Origin of the sequence: Paenibacillus helianthi (assembly GCF_001909055.1) — a bacterium.
Classification (GTDB): domain Bacteria; phylum Bacillota; class Bacilli; order Paenibacillales; family Paenibacillaceae; genus Paenibacillus_AQ; species Paenibacillus_AQ helianthi.
In genome coordinates this window covers 47,952-66,027 of the sequence record NZ_LVWI01000059.1, presented here as the reverse complement: position 1 = coordinate 66,027, position 18,076 = coordinate 47,952, and the positions used below count along the sequence as shown (strand labels likewise).

Annotated in this window: 13 protein-coding genes and 1 riboswitch; of the genes, 10 read left to right on the top strand and 3 right to left on the bottom strand. The window is 50.1% G+C overall.

What is annotated here, in order from left to right:
- Positions 1–6: 6 nt before the first annotated feature.
- The 9 genes from A3844_RS22135 to A3844_RS22090 all read left to right on the top strand — a co-directional run bounded on the left by A3844_RS22135 (position 7) and on the right by A3844_RS22090 (position 15,258).
- Positions 7–930, top strand: a complete 924-nt coding sequence (locus A3844_RS22135) for an ABC transporter permease (RefSeq protein WP_074108477.1) — start codon at positions 7–9, stop codon at positions 928–930.
- Entirely contained in the window at positions 927–1,727 is an 801-nt protein-coding gene (locus tag A3844_RS22130; protein ID WP_074108476.1) for an ABC transporter permease, read from the top strand. Before A3844_RS22135 ends, A3844_RS22130 begins: the two co-directional genes overlap by 4 nt.
- A 40-nt stretch (positions 1,728–1,767) precedes the next feature.
- Entirely contained in the window at positions 1,768–2,811 is a 1,044-nt protein-coding gene (locus A3844_RS22125; RefSeq protein ID WP_074086606.1) for an ABC transporter ATP-binding protein, read from the top strand.
- A 727-nt stretch (positions 2,812–3,538) separates the two neighbouring features.
- Positions 3,539–3,775 (top strand): DUF6953 family protein, encoded by a 237-nt coding sequence (locus A3844_RS22115; RefSeq protein ID WP_074086607.1) that lies wholly within the window; start codon positions 3,539–3,541, stop codon positions 3,773–3,775.
- A 250-nt stretch (positions 3,776–4,025) separates the two neighbouring features.
- Positions 4,026–4,118: riboswitch (cyclic di-GMP riboswitch) on the top strand.
- A gap of 51 nt (positions 4,119–4,169) precedes the next feature.
- Positions 4,170–6,254 (top strand): S-layer homology domain-containing protein, encoded by a 2,085-nt coding sequence (locus tag A3844_RS22110; RefSeq protein WP_074108474.1) that lies wholly within the window; start codon positions 4,170–4,172, stop codon positions 6,252–6,254.
- Positions 6,255–6,321: 67 nt separating this feature from the next.
- Entirely contained in the window at positions 6,322–13,362 is a 7,041-nt protein-coding gene (locus A3844_RS22105) for a DUF6531 domain-containing protein (protein WP_244169825.1), read from the top strand.
- A gap of 21 nt (positions 13,363–13,383) precedes the next feature.
- Positions 13,384–14,274 (top strand): hypothetical protein, encoded by an 891-nt coding sequence (locus tag A3844_RS22095; protein WP_074086609.1) that lies wholly within the window; start codon positions 13,384–13,386, stop codon positions 14,272–14,274.
- A 124-nt stretch (positions 14,275–14,398) separates the two neighbouring features.
- Positions 14,399–14,572: a hypothetical protein gene (locus tag A3844_RS32845; protein WP_167374721.1), complete on the top strand. Its 174-nt coding sequence runs from the start codon at positions 14,399–14,401 to the stop codon at positions 14,570–14,572.
- 119 nt (positions 14,573–14,691) lie between these two features.
- The gene (locus tag A3844_RS22090) at positions 14,692–15,258 is read left to right on the top strand and encodes a hypothetical protein (RefSeq protein ID WP_074108473.1); all 567 of its coding nucleotides are present in this window, start codon (positions 14,692–14,694) and stop codon (positions 15,256–15,258) included.
- A 206-nt stretch (positions 15,259–15,464) separates the two neighbouring features.
- Here A3844_RS22090 and A3844_RS22085 read toward each other — a convergent pair whose 3' ends face one another.
- The 3 genes from A3844_RS22085 to A3844_RS22075 all read right to left on the bottom strand — a co-directional run bounded on the left by A3844_RS22085 (position 15,465) and on the right by A3844_RS22075 (position 17,317).
- Positions 15,465–16,088, bottom strand: a complete 624-nt coding sequence (locus A3844_RS22085; RefSeq protein ID WP_074108472.1) for a hypothetical protein — start codon at positions 16,086–16,088, stop codon at positions 15,465–15,467.
- Complete coding sequence (locus tag A3844_RS22080) at positions 16,078–16,530, bottom strand: RNA polymerase sigma factor (RefSeq protein ID WP_143191740.1); 453 nt, start codon at positions 16,528–16,530, stop codon at positions 16,078–16,080. The genes A3844_RS22085 and A3844_RS22080 overlap by 11 nt, the downstream gene beginning before the upstream one ends.
- Before the next feature lie 253 nt (positions 16,531–16,783).
- Positions 16,784–17,317 (bottom strand): hypothetical protein, encoded by a 534-nt coding sequence (locus tag A3844_RS22075; RefSeq protein WP_074108471.1) that lies wholly within the window; start codon positions 17,315–17,317, stop codon positions 16,784–16,786.
- 211 nt (positions 17,318–17,528) lie between these two features.
- On the opposite strand from A3844_RS22075, the gene A3844_RS22070 reads away from it, so the two are divergent.
- A complete protein-coding gene (locus A3844_RS22070) occupies positions 17,529–17,954 on the top strand; it encodes a hypothetical protein (protein WP_074108470.1) in 426 nt (141 codons plus the stop codon).
- Positions 17,955–18,076: the final 122 nt, after the last annotated feature.

Here is an 18,076-nt window from a genome sequence, read left to right as displayed (position 1 = left end):
TGCAGGATGAAACAGAGACAACGCGGCCTGATGCTGGCCCTGGCTCCGTTTGTGCTGATGGTGCTGGCCTTTCAGGTGGTGCCTGTCTTCTCCATGCTGTCGGGCAGCTTCCGCAGCTCGGACGAAGCGGGTTTCACCCTGGCCAACTACCGGCATGCGCTGAGCAGTGCCTACTATATGCAGGCGATCAAGAACAGCCTGCTCATCTCCGTCCTCTCCAGCCTGATCGGGGTGGGTGTAGGGCTTCTATGTGCATACTGTATTACCCGCTTTGCACCTGCGGTACGGGACCGGCTGCTGATGCTGTCCAATATGACCTCGAACTTTGCCGGGGTTCCGCTGGCTTTTGCCTACATTATTCTGCTTGGCAACAATGGCGTGTTCACGCTGCTGTTCAAACAGTGGGGCTGGAGCGTATTTGGCGGATTTAACCTGTATAGCTGGTCCGGCCTGATTCTGGTGTACGTCTATTTCCAGATTCCGCTGGCCTTATTGCTGCTGTACCCGGCGTTCTATGGCATTCGTGAGCAGTGGAGGGAAGCGGCTTCCCTGCTTGGAGCAGGACGCTGGCAGTTCTGGAAGACGGTCGGTCTGCCGGTGTTGTCTCCGGCAATCTTCGGTACACTTGGCATTCTCTTCGCCAATGCGATGGGCGCTTATGCTACTGCCTACGCGCTGGTTGGCGGGAACTATAATCTGCTCGCCGTCCGCATCGGCTCATTGGTCGCCGGCGATGTGGTGACCCAGCCGGAGATGGGCAGCACCCTGGCGGTTCTGCTTGCACTAAGTACGCTGCTGGCTGTGTTCCTTAATCAGCGGATGGTGCGGCGGATGGAAGGATTCGGCGGCAGAATTCCTGCCAGGCAGGAGCGCAGCAGCGGACGATCCAACCGGCGCTGGCCAGCAGTCCGTGAGGAGGCGGGACCATGAATACGCGCAAAGCGGGCTTCGCCCCGCGCACCTTCATGCTCCTGCTCATGGTCTATTTGCTGCTGCCGCTGCTGGCAACGGGATTATATGCTTTTGCCCAGGATTGGCAGAATACGCTGCTGCCCCGCAGCTGGACACTTAGCTGGTTCAGTGACATGTTTCGGGATATCCGCTTTCTGGAAGCGCTGTGGACTTCGCTGTATCTGTGCATCATCAGCGTGCTGCTCAGTCTTGCCGTGATGCTGCCGGCTGTTTTTGTCATTACGGTTTATTTTCCGCGCTGGGAGAGCTTCATGAAGGGAATTGTTGTTCTGCCTTACGCTGTGCCGGGAGTTGTGGCGGCTGTAGGTCTGATCCGCACCTATTCCTCTGGCCCATTCGACATTTCGGGCACCGCTTATTTGCTGGTAGGGGCGTATTTCGTGGTCATCCTGCCGTATATGTATCAGGGCATCCGCAACAGCTTGCTGAGTGTATCGGCTGTAGAGCTGCTGAATGCCGCTGAGCTGCTTGGGGCCAGGAGACGGACTGCTTTTGTAAATGTGATTCTGCCGAATATCTGGCCGGGGGTCATGGTCTCCGCGCTGTTGTCCTTCTCCGTGCTGTTTGGGGAGTTCGTACTGACGAATATGCTGGTGGGAGGCCATATCCAGACGATTCAGGTCTATTTGTACCAGCGGGTGGGGGAAAGCGGACATTTGGCCAGCGCGATTGCCATTTCCTATTTTGTATTTATTCTGCTGCTGTCGGCCGTGCTGATGAAGCTTGGCATGAAGATTAAAGGGCAGGCGAAGTAAGGTCTAGCGGCCGGAGGTCCACAATAAGGGGGATAAAGGAATGGAAGATTATCTGAAGCTGGAAGGTGTCCGCAAAAGCTTTGGTGATACGCCTGTGCTGGCTGGAGTAGATCTGAACATCGCAGAGGGGGAGCTGATCACGCTGCTGGGCCCTTCCGGCTGCGGCAAAAGCACGCTCCTGCGCTGCATCGCCGGGCTGACTGAGCTGGACAGCGGCAGTATCAGGCTCGCGGACAAGGAGCTGACGAAGCTGCCGCCGCGCAGCAGGGATGTGGGCATGGTGTTCCAATCCTATGCGCTGTTCCCCAATCTGACCGTCAGCCAGAATGTGGAATACGGAATGCGCATGCGCGGCGTTGCACCGGCGGCACGGCGCAGCCGGTGCGAAGAACTGCTGGCGCTGGTCGATCTCGAAGACAAGCGCGGTGTCTATCCGCAGGCGCTGTCCGGTGGACAGCAGCAGCGGGTGGCGCTGGCGCGCTCGCTGGCCGTCCAGCCGAAGCTGCTGCTGCTGGACGAACCGCTCAGCGCGCTCGACGCCAAAATCCGCAAGAATCTTCGCGCGGAAATACGCGATATCCAGCGGCGGCTGGGCATGACGACGCTGTTCGTTACCCACGACCAGGAGGAAGCGCTGATCCTCTCGGACCGGATCTGCATCATGAACCAGGGGCGCATGGTGCAGGAAGGTTCCCCGGAGCAGCTGTACACAGCGCCCCGCACAGAATTCGCGGCCCGGTTCATGGGCAGCTATAACGTATTCAACCGGGCGGAGGCACTCGCGTTGTTCCGCAGGATTGACAGCCGCTCCGACCGTTTTGCAATCCGCCCCGAGGCGGTAACCCTGCTGGCTGAAGGTGAAGCAATTCAGGATGATGCGGATGGCATGGTGGATGTACGCGGACAGGTTCAGTCCGTGTCGATTCTGGGCAATATCATCCGCGCCACGGTCATGGCAGAGGGGATCATTCTGACCGTAGACCTGCTGAATGACGGCCGCTGGCTGCGGGTTCGGGAAGGGGATTGTGTGACCCTGTTGCTTGATCCCTCCCAGCTGCTGCATCTGGAGCAGGAGGGGGCGTAGAGGCGGGGATATAAGTCCTGACTCCAAGGCTTAGCGTCGATCCTTTCGCTGGAATGGACGTTTGCTATGTGTATCGCTCAACATTCTTAAACTATGATTACTTATCGTTGTTATAAAAATTTATGTGGAAAAACTACCACTAATCAGCTGGAATTACGGTATCGCAGCACTGTAGTGGAAAAAGTAAAACTAAAAGTCTACCTTTAGACCGAATTATCCATATTGATCAATATTAAGTGGATTAATTCCAACTAATACCAGTGTTTCTACGATTTATCGGAAATTAAGTGTATAAATTCCAACTAACCTCTGTCGTGCATACGTAAGCTAGCCTTTATTGCTCAGCATAAACGATATAGAGTTGCTTCAGAATTGATCTCTGTGCATCGATGAATCTCTGTAGGAACAGAGAATTCATTGGGTAGTGTATTCTAATTCTTAAGTTCGGCTTATACACCGCCAAGCAGCGGGCATGCGCGGGGAGGTGGAAGAGTGACCGCCTGTTTCCACTTCTTCTAATCCTTTCTATGCAAACCCGTTCTGCCCGAATGGCCTTGACTGTTGCCCGTCCGTCGTGCTGTTCACTCCCCGTTCTTGTTCTCCGGCCCGCCTCTTCTCTCTCCACTGTCCCGCCTCTTGCCCTGTCCAGCGAACCTCCCGAGTGACCATATTCATGCTATAATGGGAAGGCATTGTAGAGGGATTTACAGGAAGGAGCAGTACCCTGATGGAAGTAACCGCACAAGAGGTAGCGGAGTGGATGGTCAAGGAGATCCGTTTTACGGGAACCCTGTACCAGACCGCTGCGATTGAATATGTGAAGGCTAATTTTGGCGAGCAGTTTGTATTTGTGAATGAGAACGGGAATGCTTCGTTGTCCAAGGATGTGAAGAAGGCCTTCCGCAAGCTGCACGGCGGAAGAATCGCCTGGGACCGTGACGGATTCCTGTGGGCATGGACCTGAAATATGCCCTGAAGCCAGCTATGACACAGCTTACAGCGAAGCCCTTTTTGCTTGTCCAGTAGAAGAAGTATAGAAGCTGACTATAAACCACATGCGGGGCATCCCCTGCATGTGGTTTTTTCTATGCCCAAATCCCTAAAAAAGGGAAAAATAGAACATCTTAATTCTACAGGAATAAATTCCGATAATGATAGAGTCCTGTACATCGAAAGTCACGAATACATAAGGGTAAAGGGACTGAAAACCGAGTTTGGAACAAAGGCAAATCCGTACGAAAGTCGGAGACGCAAAGCCACGGGCCTACTTCATCCGGGAAGGATGTTAGGGCAGCCGGGCCGCTCAAGGCACTTGGTTTTTTGGCGTGCCTACAAATAGCGCTGGGGGAGAGAAGTGAATGAGGTTGGAAAGGGAAATGAAGTTGTCGCGGCCCCTTGTGGCCGCAGTGGCGGTGGTATGTATGCTTGGAGGCCTGTTAAGCGGGGGGTTCAGCATGAAGCAGGTCTCGGCAGCGGGGACAGATCCGGGCAGAACGGACTACAGTGTATCCGGTGACCGGATCGTATGGCTGGAAGCAGATGCAGGCGGGGTCAGACAGGTGCACGCGCTGAATCAATCCAGTGGTGCGGGTACGGTACTTACGACAAGCTCATCCGCCAAGGACGCCCCTTCTGTGGGCGGCAGTATTGCCGTGTGGGCGGACAAGGGAACGGAGCAGGAATCTTCCCTGAACTGGGATATCTACTCTGCAAATCTTGCAACAGGCACCCGCATCAAGCTTAACAAACAGTCTGGTCAATACGGGAATCCGACAACGGATGGAGTTGGCGTGGTCTGGTACGAGCGCAAAAATTACGGCAGCATGATCTATCATGATCTAGCTACGGGCGTTGAAGCCGACCTCGGCGAAGGACGGTTTCCGGTGCTGGCAGATGGAGATGTGGTGTATAAGAATGCCCGTGACGGGGGCCTCAGTCTGCTGGATGTAAGCAGTGGAGTCACGCGTGCGCTTGTTAGTCTGGGCGGAGCGAATTACGTGGACTGGTTTGTTTTTAACGGGAGCCATGTGCTGTTTAAGCAAAAGAACGGCACCTCTGAGAGTAAGTATGTGCTTCTGAATATCAAAGACCTGACGGCACAGCCTGTGGATCTCACGGAGATGAAGCCTGGAGGAACAGAGTATGCCTTCATGTCCATAGGCGGAGGACAGGCCGTTTTTCAAGAGGATGTTAACGGTGCAGTTACGCTGCAGCAGGTGGATCTCTCTACTTATGCAGTAAAGCCTCTGCCGGCGGTACCGGCCGGGGCGAAGCTGATCGGAATTAACGGAAGTAAGCTGTTGTACAGCAAGAAAGACGACTACATAGAATCAGTGGAATTAAAAGATGGAAGCCTCCCGACTCCAAGTCCGGGAACAACTCCATCCCCGGGTACAACGCCAAATCCAGGTACCGGCTCGAACTCGGGCTCAACCCCGGACGTTAAGATCCCTGTAATAACCGGAGCCAAGGATAGTCAGATTATCGGCAGTGCCGGCGGTATCTTGTCTGTACTGAATGGCTTGGCGCGGCTGGAGATTTCAGCAGGAACCTTCAAGGACAATACCACTGTAAGCTTGGCCCAGGCGGAGCTGGAGACACAGGCACTGATCGACGCAAACGGCAAAAAACTGCTGAAGGCAGGTTCCGCCTGGCAGATACAAGCGAGTTCTCCATTTCTGATCCCGGCCAAACTGGCGGTTCAATATTCCAAGGAAGAGCCTTGGAAGACAAGTCGTGAGAAGCTTGGAATCTACAGCTACAATCCGGCAAAAGGCAACTGGACCTATATCGGGGGAGTGACTGCAGCGGAGAATGGATTTGTGCAGGCCAAGATTACAGCCTCCGGACTGTATGCGGTTATGCTGCGCGATATTGATTTCACAGATTTGTCAGGCCATTGGGCACAGCAACAGGTAGAGGTACTCGCAGCAAGAGGAATCGTGAACGGGATGAACGGAACCGTGTATGCGCCAAAAGGTATTTTGACCCGGGCGGAATTCACGAAGCTGCTGGCAGCAGCTCTTCAGTTGCAGCCGGTGCAGCCGGATACGGCGACCTTCCGTGATGTCCCGGCGGCGAGCTGGTCCTACCCTTATGTGGAAGCGGCAGCCAAGGCCGGAATCGTCACCGGCGAAGCCGGATTCTTTCATGGCAATGATCCGCTGACCCGTGAACAGATGATGGTGATGCTGATGCGGGCGATTGACAGCACTACGGGCAACAAGGCTACTGCTGCGGATGCGGTCAAGCGTGAGGCTGGACTCTCCGGATTCAAGGATAATGACAGCATTAGCGCATGGGCACGGGAATCTGTAGCTGCTGCAGTCGAGAAGAAGCTGGTGCAGGGCAGCGCACAGCTTTTGAAGCCTAAGCATTCATCCACGAGAGCCGAGGCGGCTGTCATTATGTACAAGCTGCTGGCTGAGTTGAAATTACTCTAACTTATAACGGATAGGAGATCAGTCTATGACATTTCGAAAGATAACAAGGAAGTGGCGCAGCTGTAATATGAAAACACGTGTAAACCTTATGCTTGCGCTGCTGCTGGTCCTCTCTTACGTCCCGGTTGTTCCGGGACTTACCAAGCTCACATCATCAGCCTTTGCAGCGACCAATATGCGGATTGAGCCCAGTGAGCTGAGCCCGGGACCCGGTAAAAGTGTTGAAATCTCGTTCAGCTTCAATGCGGCGGATGACGGCCAGGAGTCTCACAAGACCAACATCAACCTGTGTACTCCGCAAAAAGACGGTTCTGCCCCGCTCCTGGGGGAACTAATTACGAGCGGAGATTATCAAACGAAACAGAACGGTCAATACATCGTTCACAAATATCAGTGGGATGGCAAGATTGGAGGCGTACCGCTGGAGGAAGGGCGTTATAACGTCTGCATCTCCCCTGCCGAATATAACGGAGTTGGCGTATACTACGGGCAAATTGCCAGCTTCGAAATTCTTGGCGGCGACGAAGTAGCACCTCCGGCAGCATTGCAGATCAAACCTGCTGCCTCTGGACAATCTGTGGTATCCGGAACTGCTGAACCAGGAACCCTGCTTGAATTAGAGCTCTACTATCCATCCAGTAGGGAGGAAAAGCTGTTCTCCAATATTGCAGTCAATAACGCAGGACAATGGAGCCAGCAGATCGGGATCACACCGGGTGAAGCTGCGCATATCACGGCGAGAGCGAAGAAAGACGGCAAGCTCTCAGGGTATTCGGAGCCGCTTGCGGTGCTGCGTGCGCCTATGCCTGCTTTTTCAATCAGCTGGGAAGCCCTGGCGGCTTATTATTATAAGCTGGATACGGTGCAAGCCATGAAGGAGAAGGCACAAGACATTGCCGTCCTGAACCAGTCGGCTGCTTCCTCGGGAACGGTCAGCGGACTGAGCTCCATCCTGCTGGTCAATCCGCAAACTACCCGGAATATCTCCAGCGGCGATCTGACGCAATTTACGGAAGCAGCCATTCATGACCGGCTGCGGATCGTGAACCCGTCCGGACAGGCGCCGGTTGATCCGGCCCGGGGTGATTTTGTCTACTCGACAGATTCAATTACATTGCAGGCATTGATGCCGCTGCAATTCGGGTTGAGCTATTTAAGCCGTGACCCGTTCACAGGTGTCGCTGGACTTGGCTGGCATCACAGCTATGAATGGAAACTGAACCCGCTGAGCGGCGGCAAGGTGGAGGTCATGAGCCCGGACGGTTCGCTTTTTGAATATGTGCCGTTGTCCGGAGGAGCGTATCTGACCCCGCGCGGGACCGACTGGACGCTAAGTGCGCCATCTGCCGGGACCTATACCCTCACATCGCCTCAAGGCGATGGTTACCGCTTCAATGCGGAAGGATTGCTGCAATCGGTCACGGACTTGAATGGGAATAAGATCACTTTTTCATATCAGGGAACGAAGCTGGAGGCGGTCAATACAGCCGGGGCATCCCTAAGTCTAAGCTATGATGGAGCAGGCAAGCTGATTGCTGTAAGTGACCCGGCCAGCCGGCAAATGTCATTTCATTACGATACGGCAAGTGGAGATCTGACCTCGATTACAGATGTGGACGGAGCCACAACCAAGCTTACCTATGATAACAGCCATCATGTACTCAGCGTAACGGATGCCAAGGGTGCTGCGACGATGGGCGTAGCCTATGATGACCATCAGCGTGTGACCAGCTTTACCGACTTTTACGGGAATACGAGTTCTTCGAGCTATGAAGGGCGCGTGGCTCCAGTGGTCCGGGGCGAAGAGCCTGATGACGGTCAGACAGGGATAGACCCTGCGAACGGACGGGATATTCCGGACTCGGATGAAGTGATTTTGTCTGGTACGATGAACAATCTCGCCCATGCACCGGCATATAAGAAGGTAGAAGGGCTGAAACCACTCATAGCCGATTATTTAGCGGCCAGCATCGGAACCAACGACAGCAAAAGGGATGCCTTCATTGCTTCTGCGGTGGCTGCTCCGGGCGGTATTCCTGCGGTCCAACAGGTTATTGCGGCGAGCAATGCATCCCCGGCTGTGATCAGCACAGGCCAGCTGAATGTGGAAGAGAGCGTTACGTTCGGATCACCCAGTAAGCCCGTAGTCCTGATCGTGGACGGGATGAATACGAATAAGGATATCACCGTACGCGTGTACGGCACATTGATTCTGAAGCAGGGACTGAACGCCAACACCAAGCTTGCACTCGACGTGCAGAAGGTTCAAGGTTTATACGGCAATCTGTGGTCCGGGGGAACGATTCATCTCAACAATGATTCTTCCGTAACTGTGGGGGATACGCTGCAAACCGGCAGTCTGACCTACAACAGCGGCGGGCTGACCATAGATGCGAAGCGGATTCTGATTGCGGGAGATTTGTCGATCAACACCCGTGTGGAGATGAACATTGCCCAGGAAATGGTCGTCGGCGGGATTGTGTCCAATAACCAGACCGCGAATTTGACGGTAACCGGCGGTGACTTATTCGTCCGTGACAATGTTAGTGTCAACAATAATCTGAATGTGCAGACTGGCGGGCTATTCGTTCTTGGCGGAGATATGACCCCGAACCAGACCCCTATCGTTCATACGGGTGTAGGGACAGGCCAGACGATTTTGACCTATTCACAAAGTGGTGCCAACAGTGCAAACGGGGCCAATGGAGCGAACGGTGCGAGTGGTGCCAGCAGTGCCAGCAATGCCAATGGAGCCGACAGTGCCAGTTCCGGACATGCTACAGCGGCAAGTACTGCCGGATTAGCCTCTTCGATCACCACTACGGCGAACAAGACCACATGGACCAATGCGCTGCATCAAGATACAGCTTATGTATGGAACAACAATTTCAAGGTTGCACAGCGCCAAGCGGCGAATGGAGCCATCGTTAAATACAGCTATGATAGCAGTGACCAGGTAACAGCCATTACGGATGCTAACGGCAACCAAGGGAGATTGGCCTACGACGAGCGCGGAAATGTAACGCAGAGGACGGATGAGAGCGGTTATTCCACACTCACACGTTATAATGCCTTGAACCGTCCGGTTGAGGAGATCGATGCGCTCGGCAACCGCTCCGCGTATGCTTACGATACGGCAGGCAACCTGGTCAAAAGTACGGACGCCCTTGGCCACGCAGTCGCCATTGCCTGGGACAGCAAGGGAGTTCCTCTCTCCGTGACCGATGCGGAAGGGCATACCACGGCTTACACCAACGATGCCGACGGATTCGCCAAGGAGATCAAGGATCCAAGCGGCTACACGACCATTATTGAACGTGATACCCTGCACCGGACCACTCAGATCAAGGATGCGGAAGGCAAACTGCAGGCCGTTGAATATGACAAGAAAGACCGTGGGGTTACTGTCACCAATGCACTGGACCAGACGAGCAGCGTCACGTATGACGCCAATGGCAATCCGGTGGAGCAGACAGATGCAGCTGGAACCAAGAAGGTTAGCAACTATAATGTGTACCGTCTGAGCGGCACAGAGGACGCACTCCATAACAGTACCAGCCAGACCTATGATGCGCTTGGCCGTGTCAAAGAAGCGAAGGACGAAGCCGGAGCCGTTACGGCTTACAGCTACGACAGTGTCGGACAGCTGGAGGAAGTTACTGATGCTGAAGGCCAGGCGAGCAAATATACCTATGACGATAACGGAAATAGGCTTACCCAGAAGGATGCAAAGGGTAACATTACCTCCTACACGTATGGTAAGCGTAATGAACTGCTGAGCGTAACCGATCCGCTTGGGGCCAAGACACGTTACCGCTACGATGCGGCAGGCCATACCATCAAAGAGACGGATGCGCTGGGCAACAGCACCTACTATGACTATAATGCGCTTGGACAATTGGTGAAGGAAACGGATGCGCTGGGTGCAGTAACCGAATACCAGTATGACAAGAACGGTAACCAGGTCGCTGTCATCGACCCTAATCATTCGGTCTGGACGACCAAATACGACAGCCGGGGACTGGATGCCGGAACCATCAATCCGCTGAATGAAGAAACGACAGTCACCCGCAATGACCGCGGACTAATGACTGAATTTACAGATGCGGCGGGACAAAAGACTTCTTACGAATACGATGCGCTGGGACGCAGCACACTGGTGCGCAATGCCCTTGGGTATGAAACCTCCTATACCTATGATGCCCAAGGCAACATAGAGAAGATCGTGGATGCCAATCATCACGAAACGGCCTTTACGTATGATCCGCTCGGCCGCTTGACGGAAGTGAAGAATGCAGAGGGCAGTACTACTAAGTACGCCTACGACGCCTCCGGCAACCTGCTGGACAAGACCAATGCGCTGGGAGCAGTGACCTCCTACCAGTACGATGCACTCAATCGGGTCACTGAATCAATGAATCCGCTGCAGGAGAAGACGACCCTTGCCTATGATGCCAACGGCAATCTGCAGAAGATCACAGAACCGGACAGCAATACAACCGTGTATGCCTATAATAAGGGCAATCAGGTGGAGCAGATTAAGTATGGCAGCAATCTTACGGTAAAATATGAATATGACCTTGCGGGACGCCGTACCCTCATGACAGACAGTACCGGGAATACGCGGTATACCTATGACGCACTGAACCGGCCAACGTCAGTCATTGATCCGCGCGGCAATAACGTGCGTTATGAATGGACGGCAACCGGACAGCGGAGCCGGATCATCTACCCGGATAACACCGTGGTCAGCTATGACTATGATAAGTTAGACCGGATCAAGCAGGTGACGGATGCGCAGAACCAGATCACCAGCTATCAATATGATGCGGGCGGACGCCTGACCGAGAAGCTGCTGCCGAACAGCGGGAAGAGTACCTATAGCTATGACGGCGTGGGGCAATTGCTGGAGATGAAGCATACGGCACCAGGCGGCGGGCTGTTGGAGCAGCTAACCTATGTCTATGATCCGGCTGGCAACAAAACACGCACGGAGCGCCTGGAAGGCGGTAGTGATGAGGATAATCCGAGCGGAGCTCAGCGTCCGGCAGACATCTCAGACTATGCCTACGATGCGCTGAACCAATTGGTGCAGGTGCAGAAGCAGAACGGCTCCAAGGTCGTCTACTCCTACGACACCGTAGGCAACCGGTTAGGGAAACAAACCACAGAAGCCGGAAGTACCGCCATGGAGAGCTATACCTACGATGCAGCGAACAAGCTGACTCATTTCAAAAAAGGCAGCGACTACAAGGACTACACCTACGACAAGCGCGGCAATCTGCTGGAAGTGAGCGGGATCGACAGCGAATCGGCTTTGAAGCTGTTCACGGCGCAGGCGAATGCGCAGAAGATTTCAGTACCGGACAGTGTTTACTCGGATGCAAAGGGATTGGAAGCGGGCAAGAATGCAGGTGCAAATGCTGGAGCAGTCACAGCGACAGGCGCAGGTGCAACTACAGATGCAGTCACAACTACAGGTACTGTCAAAACAACAGATGCGTTGTCTGGGCTGTTAGATCCGTTGTCAACGATTGCAGGTCCTTCCGGGAGTCCTGCGGGAACACTCTCACCAGATGCTGCCGAAGCTTCATTATCCAGCTTACCGGATGCGAAGCTTGAGTCTGGTGTAACGGAAGGGGTATACGGGGCAGACAAAGCGCTTAGCCCTGAAGCGATGCTGAAGGCTGCACTGGCGGCAGGCCCGCAAGTGCTGGAGAGCAACCGCTGGGATGCTTCGAACCGCCTGATAGGGAACACGAATACGTCCGGCGACATCACCACGTACCAGTATGACGGTGACGGCAACCGGGTCAGCATGCGGACTACCCTCGGAGACGGTGCGATTCAAGATGCGTACCTGCCAGGGAATCCTGCCAGCAACCGGGATGGCTGGGAGCCGCAGTACAAGAAACGGCAACTGGACATTTATTTTACCAATGACATCACCATGGGCATTCCGCAGCCTTTGACCGCAAGCGGAGCAGACGGACAGAACTGGAAGCAGTCGTATGTGTACGGAGCCGGTGAAGAACGGATCAGCATGAGCTATCTGGTAAGCGGAGACGCGAGCAACGATTGGGAGCCGACCGCCGGAGCCAGCGGAGCTAGCGCTGTGTCTGCTGCGCCGAAGACACTCTTTTACTTGAGTGATGCACAGGGCAGCGTCATCGGCCTGGAAGGCCAGGACGGCAGCATGTCCGCACGGTACCGCTACGACGAATTCGGCGTAGCTGAGAAACCGGAGAAATTCGACCTGAATTGGTCCGGCCCGGACAACTTGTTCGGCTATACCAGCCTGGGTTACGATTACTACAGCGGCTATTCCCATGCGCAGGCGCGGGATTTTGACTCGAGTATTGGGCGGTTTATAAATGAGGATACGTATGAGGGGCAGATTGATAATCCGCTGAGTTTGAATTTGTATACGTATGTGAGGAATAATCCACTAAGATATATGGATCCAAGTGGACATAAGGATATTGATAGTACACCTAAGTTTGGGGATCCAGTCTATGGTACTGCAATTCATATGCAAGTAAAGAATACATTTCAACCTATTATGAATGGGTTATTAGGACCCAACGCTTTTCAATATAATTACAAAGTGAACTATGTAGATGGAACTTACGGTTACGCAGACTTTGTGATTAATACACAAGGAACACTCCAAGTTTATGAATTGAAACCTATCACATATTATAAAAATGCCCAGAGGAATATTGATGGGAAAGCGCAACTAAGCAAGTATGTTAATGGTTTGAACTTAGAGGGGAAACCTGCTGTGAGAGGTGTTTTATGGAACCCCGATAAGGTCAGATTAAAACACCCATATGATCCAACCAAAGAAATTGTACTTGAAACACATTATTCAACAGATCCAGGGATGATATACTATTACGAAAGAAGGAAAACATCTACTGAAGAACCGGTTTATATTACAGTACCACTACCTGAAAAGGAGGAGGAGAAGGAGACGAATAACAATTTACTAAAGGCGGGAACAATTACCGGTGGTGCTTATGTAACTTATAGAGTTATTCGATTCGTTCCGTCCTTATTACCGCCATTATGGTGGACTATCCCGGAAAACGCAGTAATTCCTTAACAGTAGATTGGAGTGTGAAGTATGCAGCTAGTCATAAACTTTGACCGTCAATTAGATGAAGAGACCTATTATTTAGTGGATGGCCTTGCAAGAACAAGAAGAATGAAAAGAGATGTTACGATACTCTCTACAATGGTTCCAGGTAAGGACGTGGGGATAGATGGAGAATTTTATTATAATCCACTGGATTTTTCAGATTCTGGACAGAGCATAGATCCCTCCATTGTTGATTATAATACTCCGCCAAGCTGCCAGCCGGATCTCTGGTTGCATTGGAAACCGACCAGAGATCGTAAGCAAATGATATGGGCCGACAGCGAACAAACGGTAAATATTTTGGAATGGTTAGTTTATTTGATTCAAAAAGTTTTTGGACCAAAAGGTTATTTCTTGAGTGGAGATGTGCAAGTCTCCGACTCGCTCAGAATAAGGATAGAGAACAGTGAGCTTTTATTGAATGAAAGAGCTATTGATGCTATGGAAATTTTGATGAATATTATGATGTCAAATATGAGAGTGGATTTGAATACATCAATTGTACCCGGACGAATACTCAAGATGGAAATGTCTCCTGATCAGAAATGGGCCATAGAGGTCGAAGACACCAGTTCGGAACTAATAACGGTATTATCGTCGGTTGAGAATGAGATCACCTTGGTACAGTTGTATAGTGATGTATTATTCGGCTATTCTGGCCGTCTCGAACTGGATACTAAAGCTATCGAAATTCATTGGAGTGATGATGCAATGAGATCCGGAGTTGTCTTTGACGGTATTCTAGTGACAGTCTATGACTTGGCAAACCAAAGAATGATAAAGTCCACGATGAGTGGTGGTAAACTGACCCCTGTTCCTGCTAATTATTTTGAGGAAGGGATTATTGGAAACTCGGGACAAATAATTAGTATATAGTTGAATAGGGATTTTTGATATAGCTGATTTTGTATGGTTTCCATATGAAAATCAGCTTTTTTTTCAACAACTTATTGCAAACGTAGACAGCATCTCAGCACGTTATCGCTACGACGAATTCGGCGTGGCCGAGAAACCGAAGGAATTCGACCTGAACGGGTCCGGCCCGGACAACCTATTCAGCTACACGAGCCTTGGCTATGATTACTACAGCGGGTACTCTCATGCGGAGGCGCACGATTTTGACTCTAGGGTGGGGCGGTCTATTGATGAGGATACGTATGAGGGGCAACCTTAGATAAAATTAACGGTTTTGGGATTACAATTCATGGTTTTGAAGGGAATAGTATTGAGTTTGATGAACAGTTTTAACAGTAATATTCCCAGAAACTAATTAAGAAAGGATTGATTGAATGAATGAAATCAACAAAAACAAATAAAATTAAACCGTTAATTAAATCGGTATTGATAGCCATCATTTCATTTAGTGTATTATTTGGGGGTTGTAAATTTTTACTAGGGAATCTCCTGTGGTCAACTTGGGAGTACAAGGTAAAAGATTTTGATACCTATAAAAGCGATTTCCAGACTATAGCGGACTTGGCTTATCGTGAGTTTGGCAAAGGTCAAATGAAGCGCTCTTATATATTTGTAAATGAGAATCCTGATGGAACAGTCAATTTAAGTTATGAAAATGTTAACAGTGAAGATATCGTTGAAGTAACGATGAGCCAAAAAGAGAAAAAGTCTCTGGAGAAAATTGTGGCAAAGGCTTTTCATCAAGGCGATATGGCTTATTTATCTGTTATCAGAGTTTATAAAGACCAAGTAGAATTTGAAATCGAAAATGGTCAGTATTCATTGATATACAGAAAAGATGAACATAAACCTAAATTTTTAAACAAGTCGTCATCTATCCAAGGAACCTTTAAAGTGAAGAAGATATCAGATCACTGGTATCATGCAAGGTTCATAGAAGATTAGTGAATGTTTGATTCAATAATTATAACGAATAGAGAGAACCTAAAAGATTGGACAGTAGGCTAGGTACTTCAACTTGTCGAAGCTTCAGTATGGATAAAAGCCCATCTCCCGGAATAGCGGAAGAAGGGCTTGGTTGTATGCCGAATTTCAAACCCTTCTGCATATTTCTATTCACATGTTATCATTCAGGTTGGTGCTTTATGCAATCACCGCACGCTCTCAACAGTATTTATCAGTTCCTGTTCGGATACAGGCTTAGTGAATTGCACGGAATAGGAGAAGCCGTCGCTTTGCCAAAGCGCAAGTACGTATTGATGATCAGTTCCTTTCATAGTCACGACATTTCCATTAATGGTGGAGTCCTTAATACTGGTGTATTCTGCGTAATCTCCACTTACTTCCTCGTTGCCGGATGACATTCTGAACACAACGCTATTGGCTTCTCCCGTGTAGGTGACTTGCCCAAGCTCATTCCAGTAAGCCGTATACTGTACGCTATCAACGATAAATGGTAAATGTTCGGGTTCCTGCATGGTGAATCCTACAGCCTTGGACAAGTCTTGAACTGAATTGAGTTCAACGATGTTGGGTTTCACCATAACCGGAGGGTCGCTTGGTGTTTGGGTAGCATGCTGGATTATTAATGAACCCGCCAACAAAAACATGAAACATGCTGCTATGGCGATGTACCTTCTGTAAGGTGAAAAAGAGAATCTTGTTTTGTTTGGTTCCTGTTCCCAATCCAGCTTTTGAAGACGGTCTAGAATGCGCTCTTGCATCTCTGGGGTAACTTCTATCCTCTCCATCACTTCATTATACTTATTCTTCAAAATCGTACCCCTCCTTCAGTACAACCTTAAGCTTGGCTCTTGCTCGCAGCAGACATGAACGTACCGTTGACTCTCTGGCTGTTAATAAAGATGCGATTTGAGCCGTAGAATAGCCCTCATGATAATAAAGGTGTACGACCTCACGATATTTCATTGGAAGCTGCTTGACAGCCTCCCACAAAAAAGCCAGATCCTCTGCGGCGCTTGCTACCAGGTCTTCATTGAGATCATCGGTTTTACGGACCTTATTATAATTGATCTTGTTTTTGCTAATATTCATGGCAACCCTTAGAAACCATGCCTTTTCATGCTCGGGGGATTCAAAATGAGGTTGAGCTTTTATATATTGTATCAATGCATCCTGCAAGACATCCTCTGCATCACTCATGTTGTGCAGATAAGAATAGGCAAGACGCAAGACACTCTTCCCATAGAGAGACATTAATTTCTGGGCTTGGTCATTTATCTGTGCTGACCGTAAATGCTCCTGCATGGGAAGTACCTTGTTACGGCTATCCCCGGCTGCCGCAGAAAACAAGGAGTACAACGGGGAACAAAGCTCCATCCTTAAGAGGAGGAACCATTCCCAAATCAGATTCCGCTTCCTGCATATACCAATCATCCGATCACCTTCCTGAATTAGGGGATGGCGGTCTACGGCTACAGTCCCGCCATCCCCTTGTCCTCTGGTTTAATTAACGAATCGTGTCAACCATTGCACTTACGGCAGCAGCATCGAGGACAGCCTCGTCACTTGTAGACGAGATCGAATAAGTATATTCCCCGTCAATCCATGTAGCAACGCGGATTTTACCATCATCCCCTTTGGTTACGACTTTCTTGTCGCCAACCGTTAACGAAAGATTTTCGCTATATTTGTTATGATCTCCGCTAATATCCTTACTGCCCTTTGCTTTACGGATCACTAACTGCTCATCGCCAGATTGATAAGTAATCTGGATCATATCATTTTTAATCGCCTCGATCAGTTTCTGGGTGTAGCCTGCAGGCACTTGGGAGGGCAGTGTCATAGTAACCCCGGCAAACGCCTCTGCTTCTGCAATGCTATCAAATTTTTGAAAAGGATTAGGAATCTGGGCATTCTTTGCCCCGATGACTTGCATACTTTTCGGCGCTTGAGAATTGTTTTTTGCAGACCCGTTAGTAGAACACGCCGTAAAGGACATCAACATCATACCGCTAAGTACAACAGCTACCATTTTTTTCATTGTTATAACTCCCTCTCTTATTTGGCTCAAAATTTACCACCGTTTCCGTGGTTCTGCCCTATATACATTTGAGGAAGCGATTATGTTGCAATGCTAAAAAATTATTCACAAAAACATTTGCCTTGAAGTAAGCTGGACAGGGAAAAGTTCTTGTTGAAAAAATGTATTTGTATGGTTTTGACAAAGAGGACCCATGGTGAGGAGAGAATGAATGTCAGTTTATTATTTGGACAAAGTCTTTCAGGGAAGAAGTAACGGTATGGATTTTTTATTGGACATTATATATAGCTTTCCTGCCGGTGGAGAATATTTGTATTTTGAATACGGTTATTCATACGTTAACGAGTTCCCCTATAAGAATGTTGTGAATTTCGAGGATGAAGTTCATCGTATTTGGTATCAACCCAAAGACAAAGAAGAGGCAAAATCAATCCTCAATTTTGATTTTCTAGTGAATGCTATGGTCTTGATGAAAGATAAAGATATTGAATCGTGCAAGTACAGACTTAGGGTTGTTGAAGGCCTTGAATCAGTTGAGTTAATGGTTACAGAAATGAGAGAGGGCGATTTGCAGGCTCTGCTTAAGACTAGTTTAAAACCCTTTCTGGAGCAAGGCGTGAAGGTTTTGACAGAATAGATACAGTAACATTCCCGAGAAACATATTAACCGCAGCAGATTTTATTGTAAAAATCCGTAAATCCCCTTTCAGCAGAGCTGGACAGCTAGGGAAAGGGGATTTTCTGTAATCCAAAAAGAGA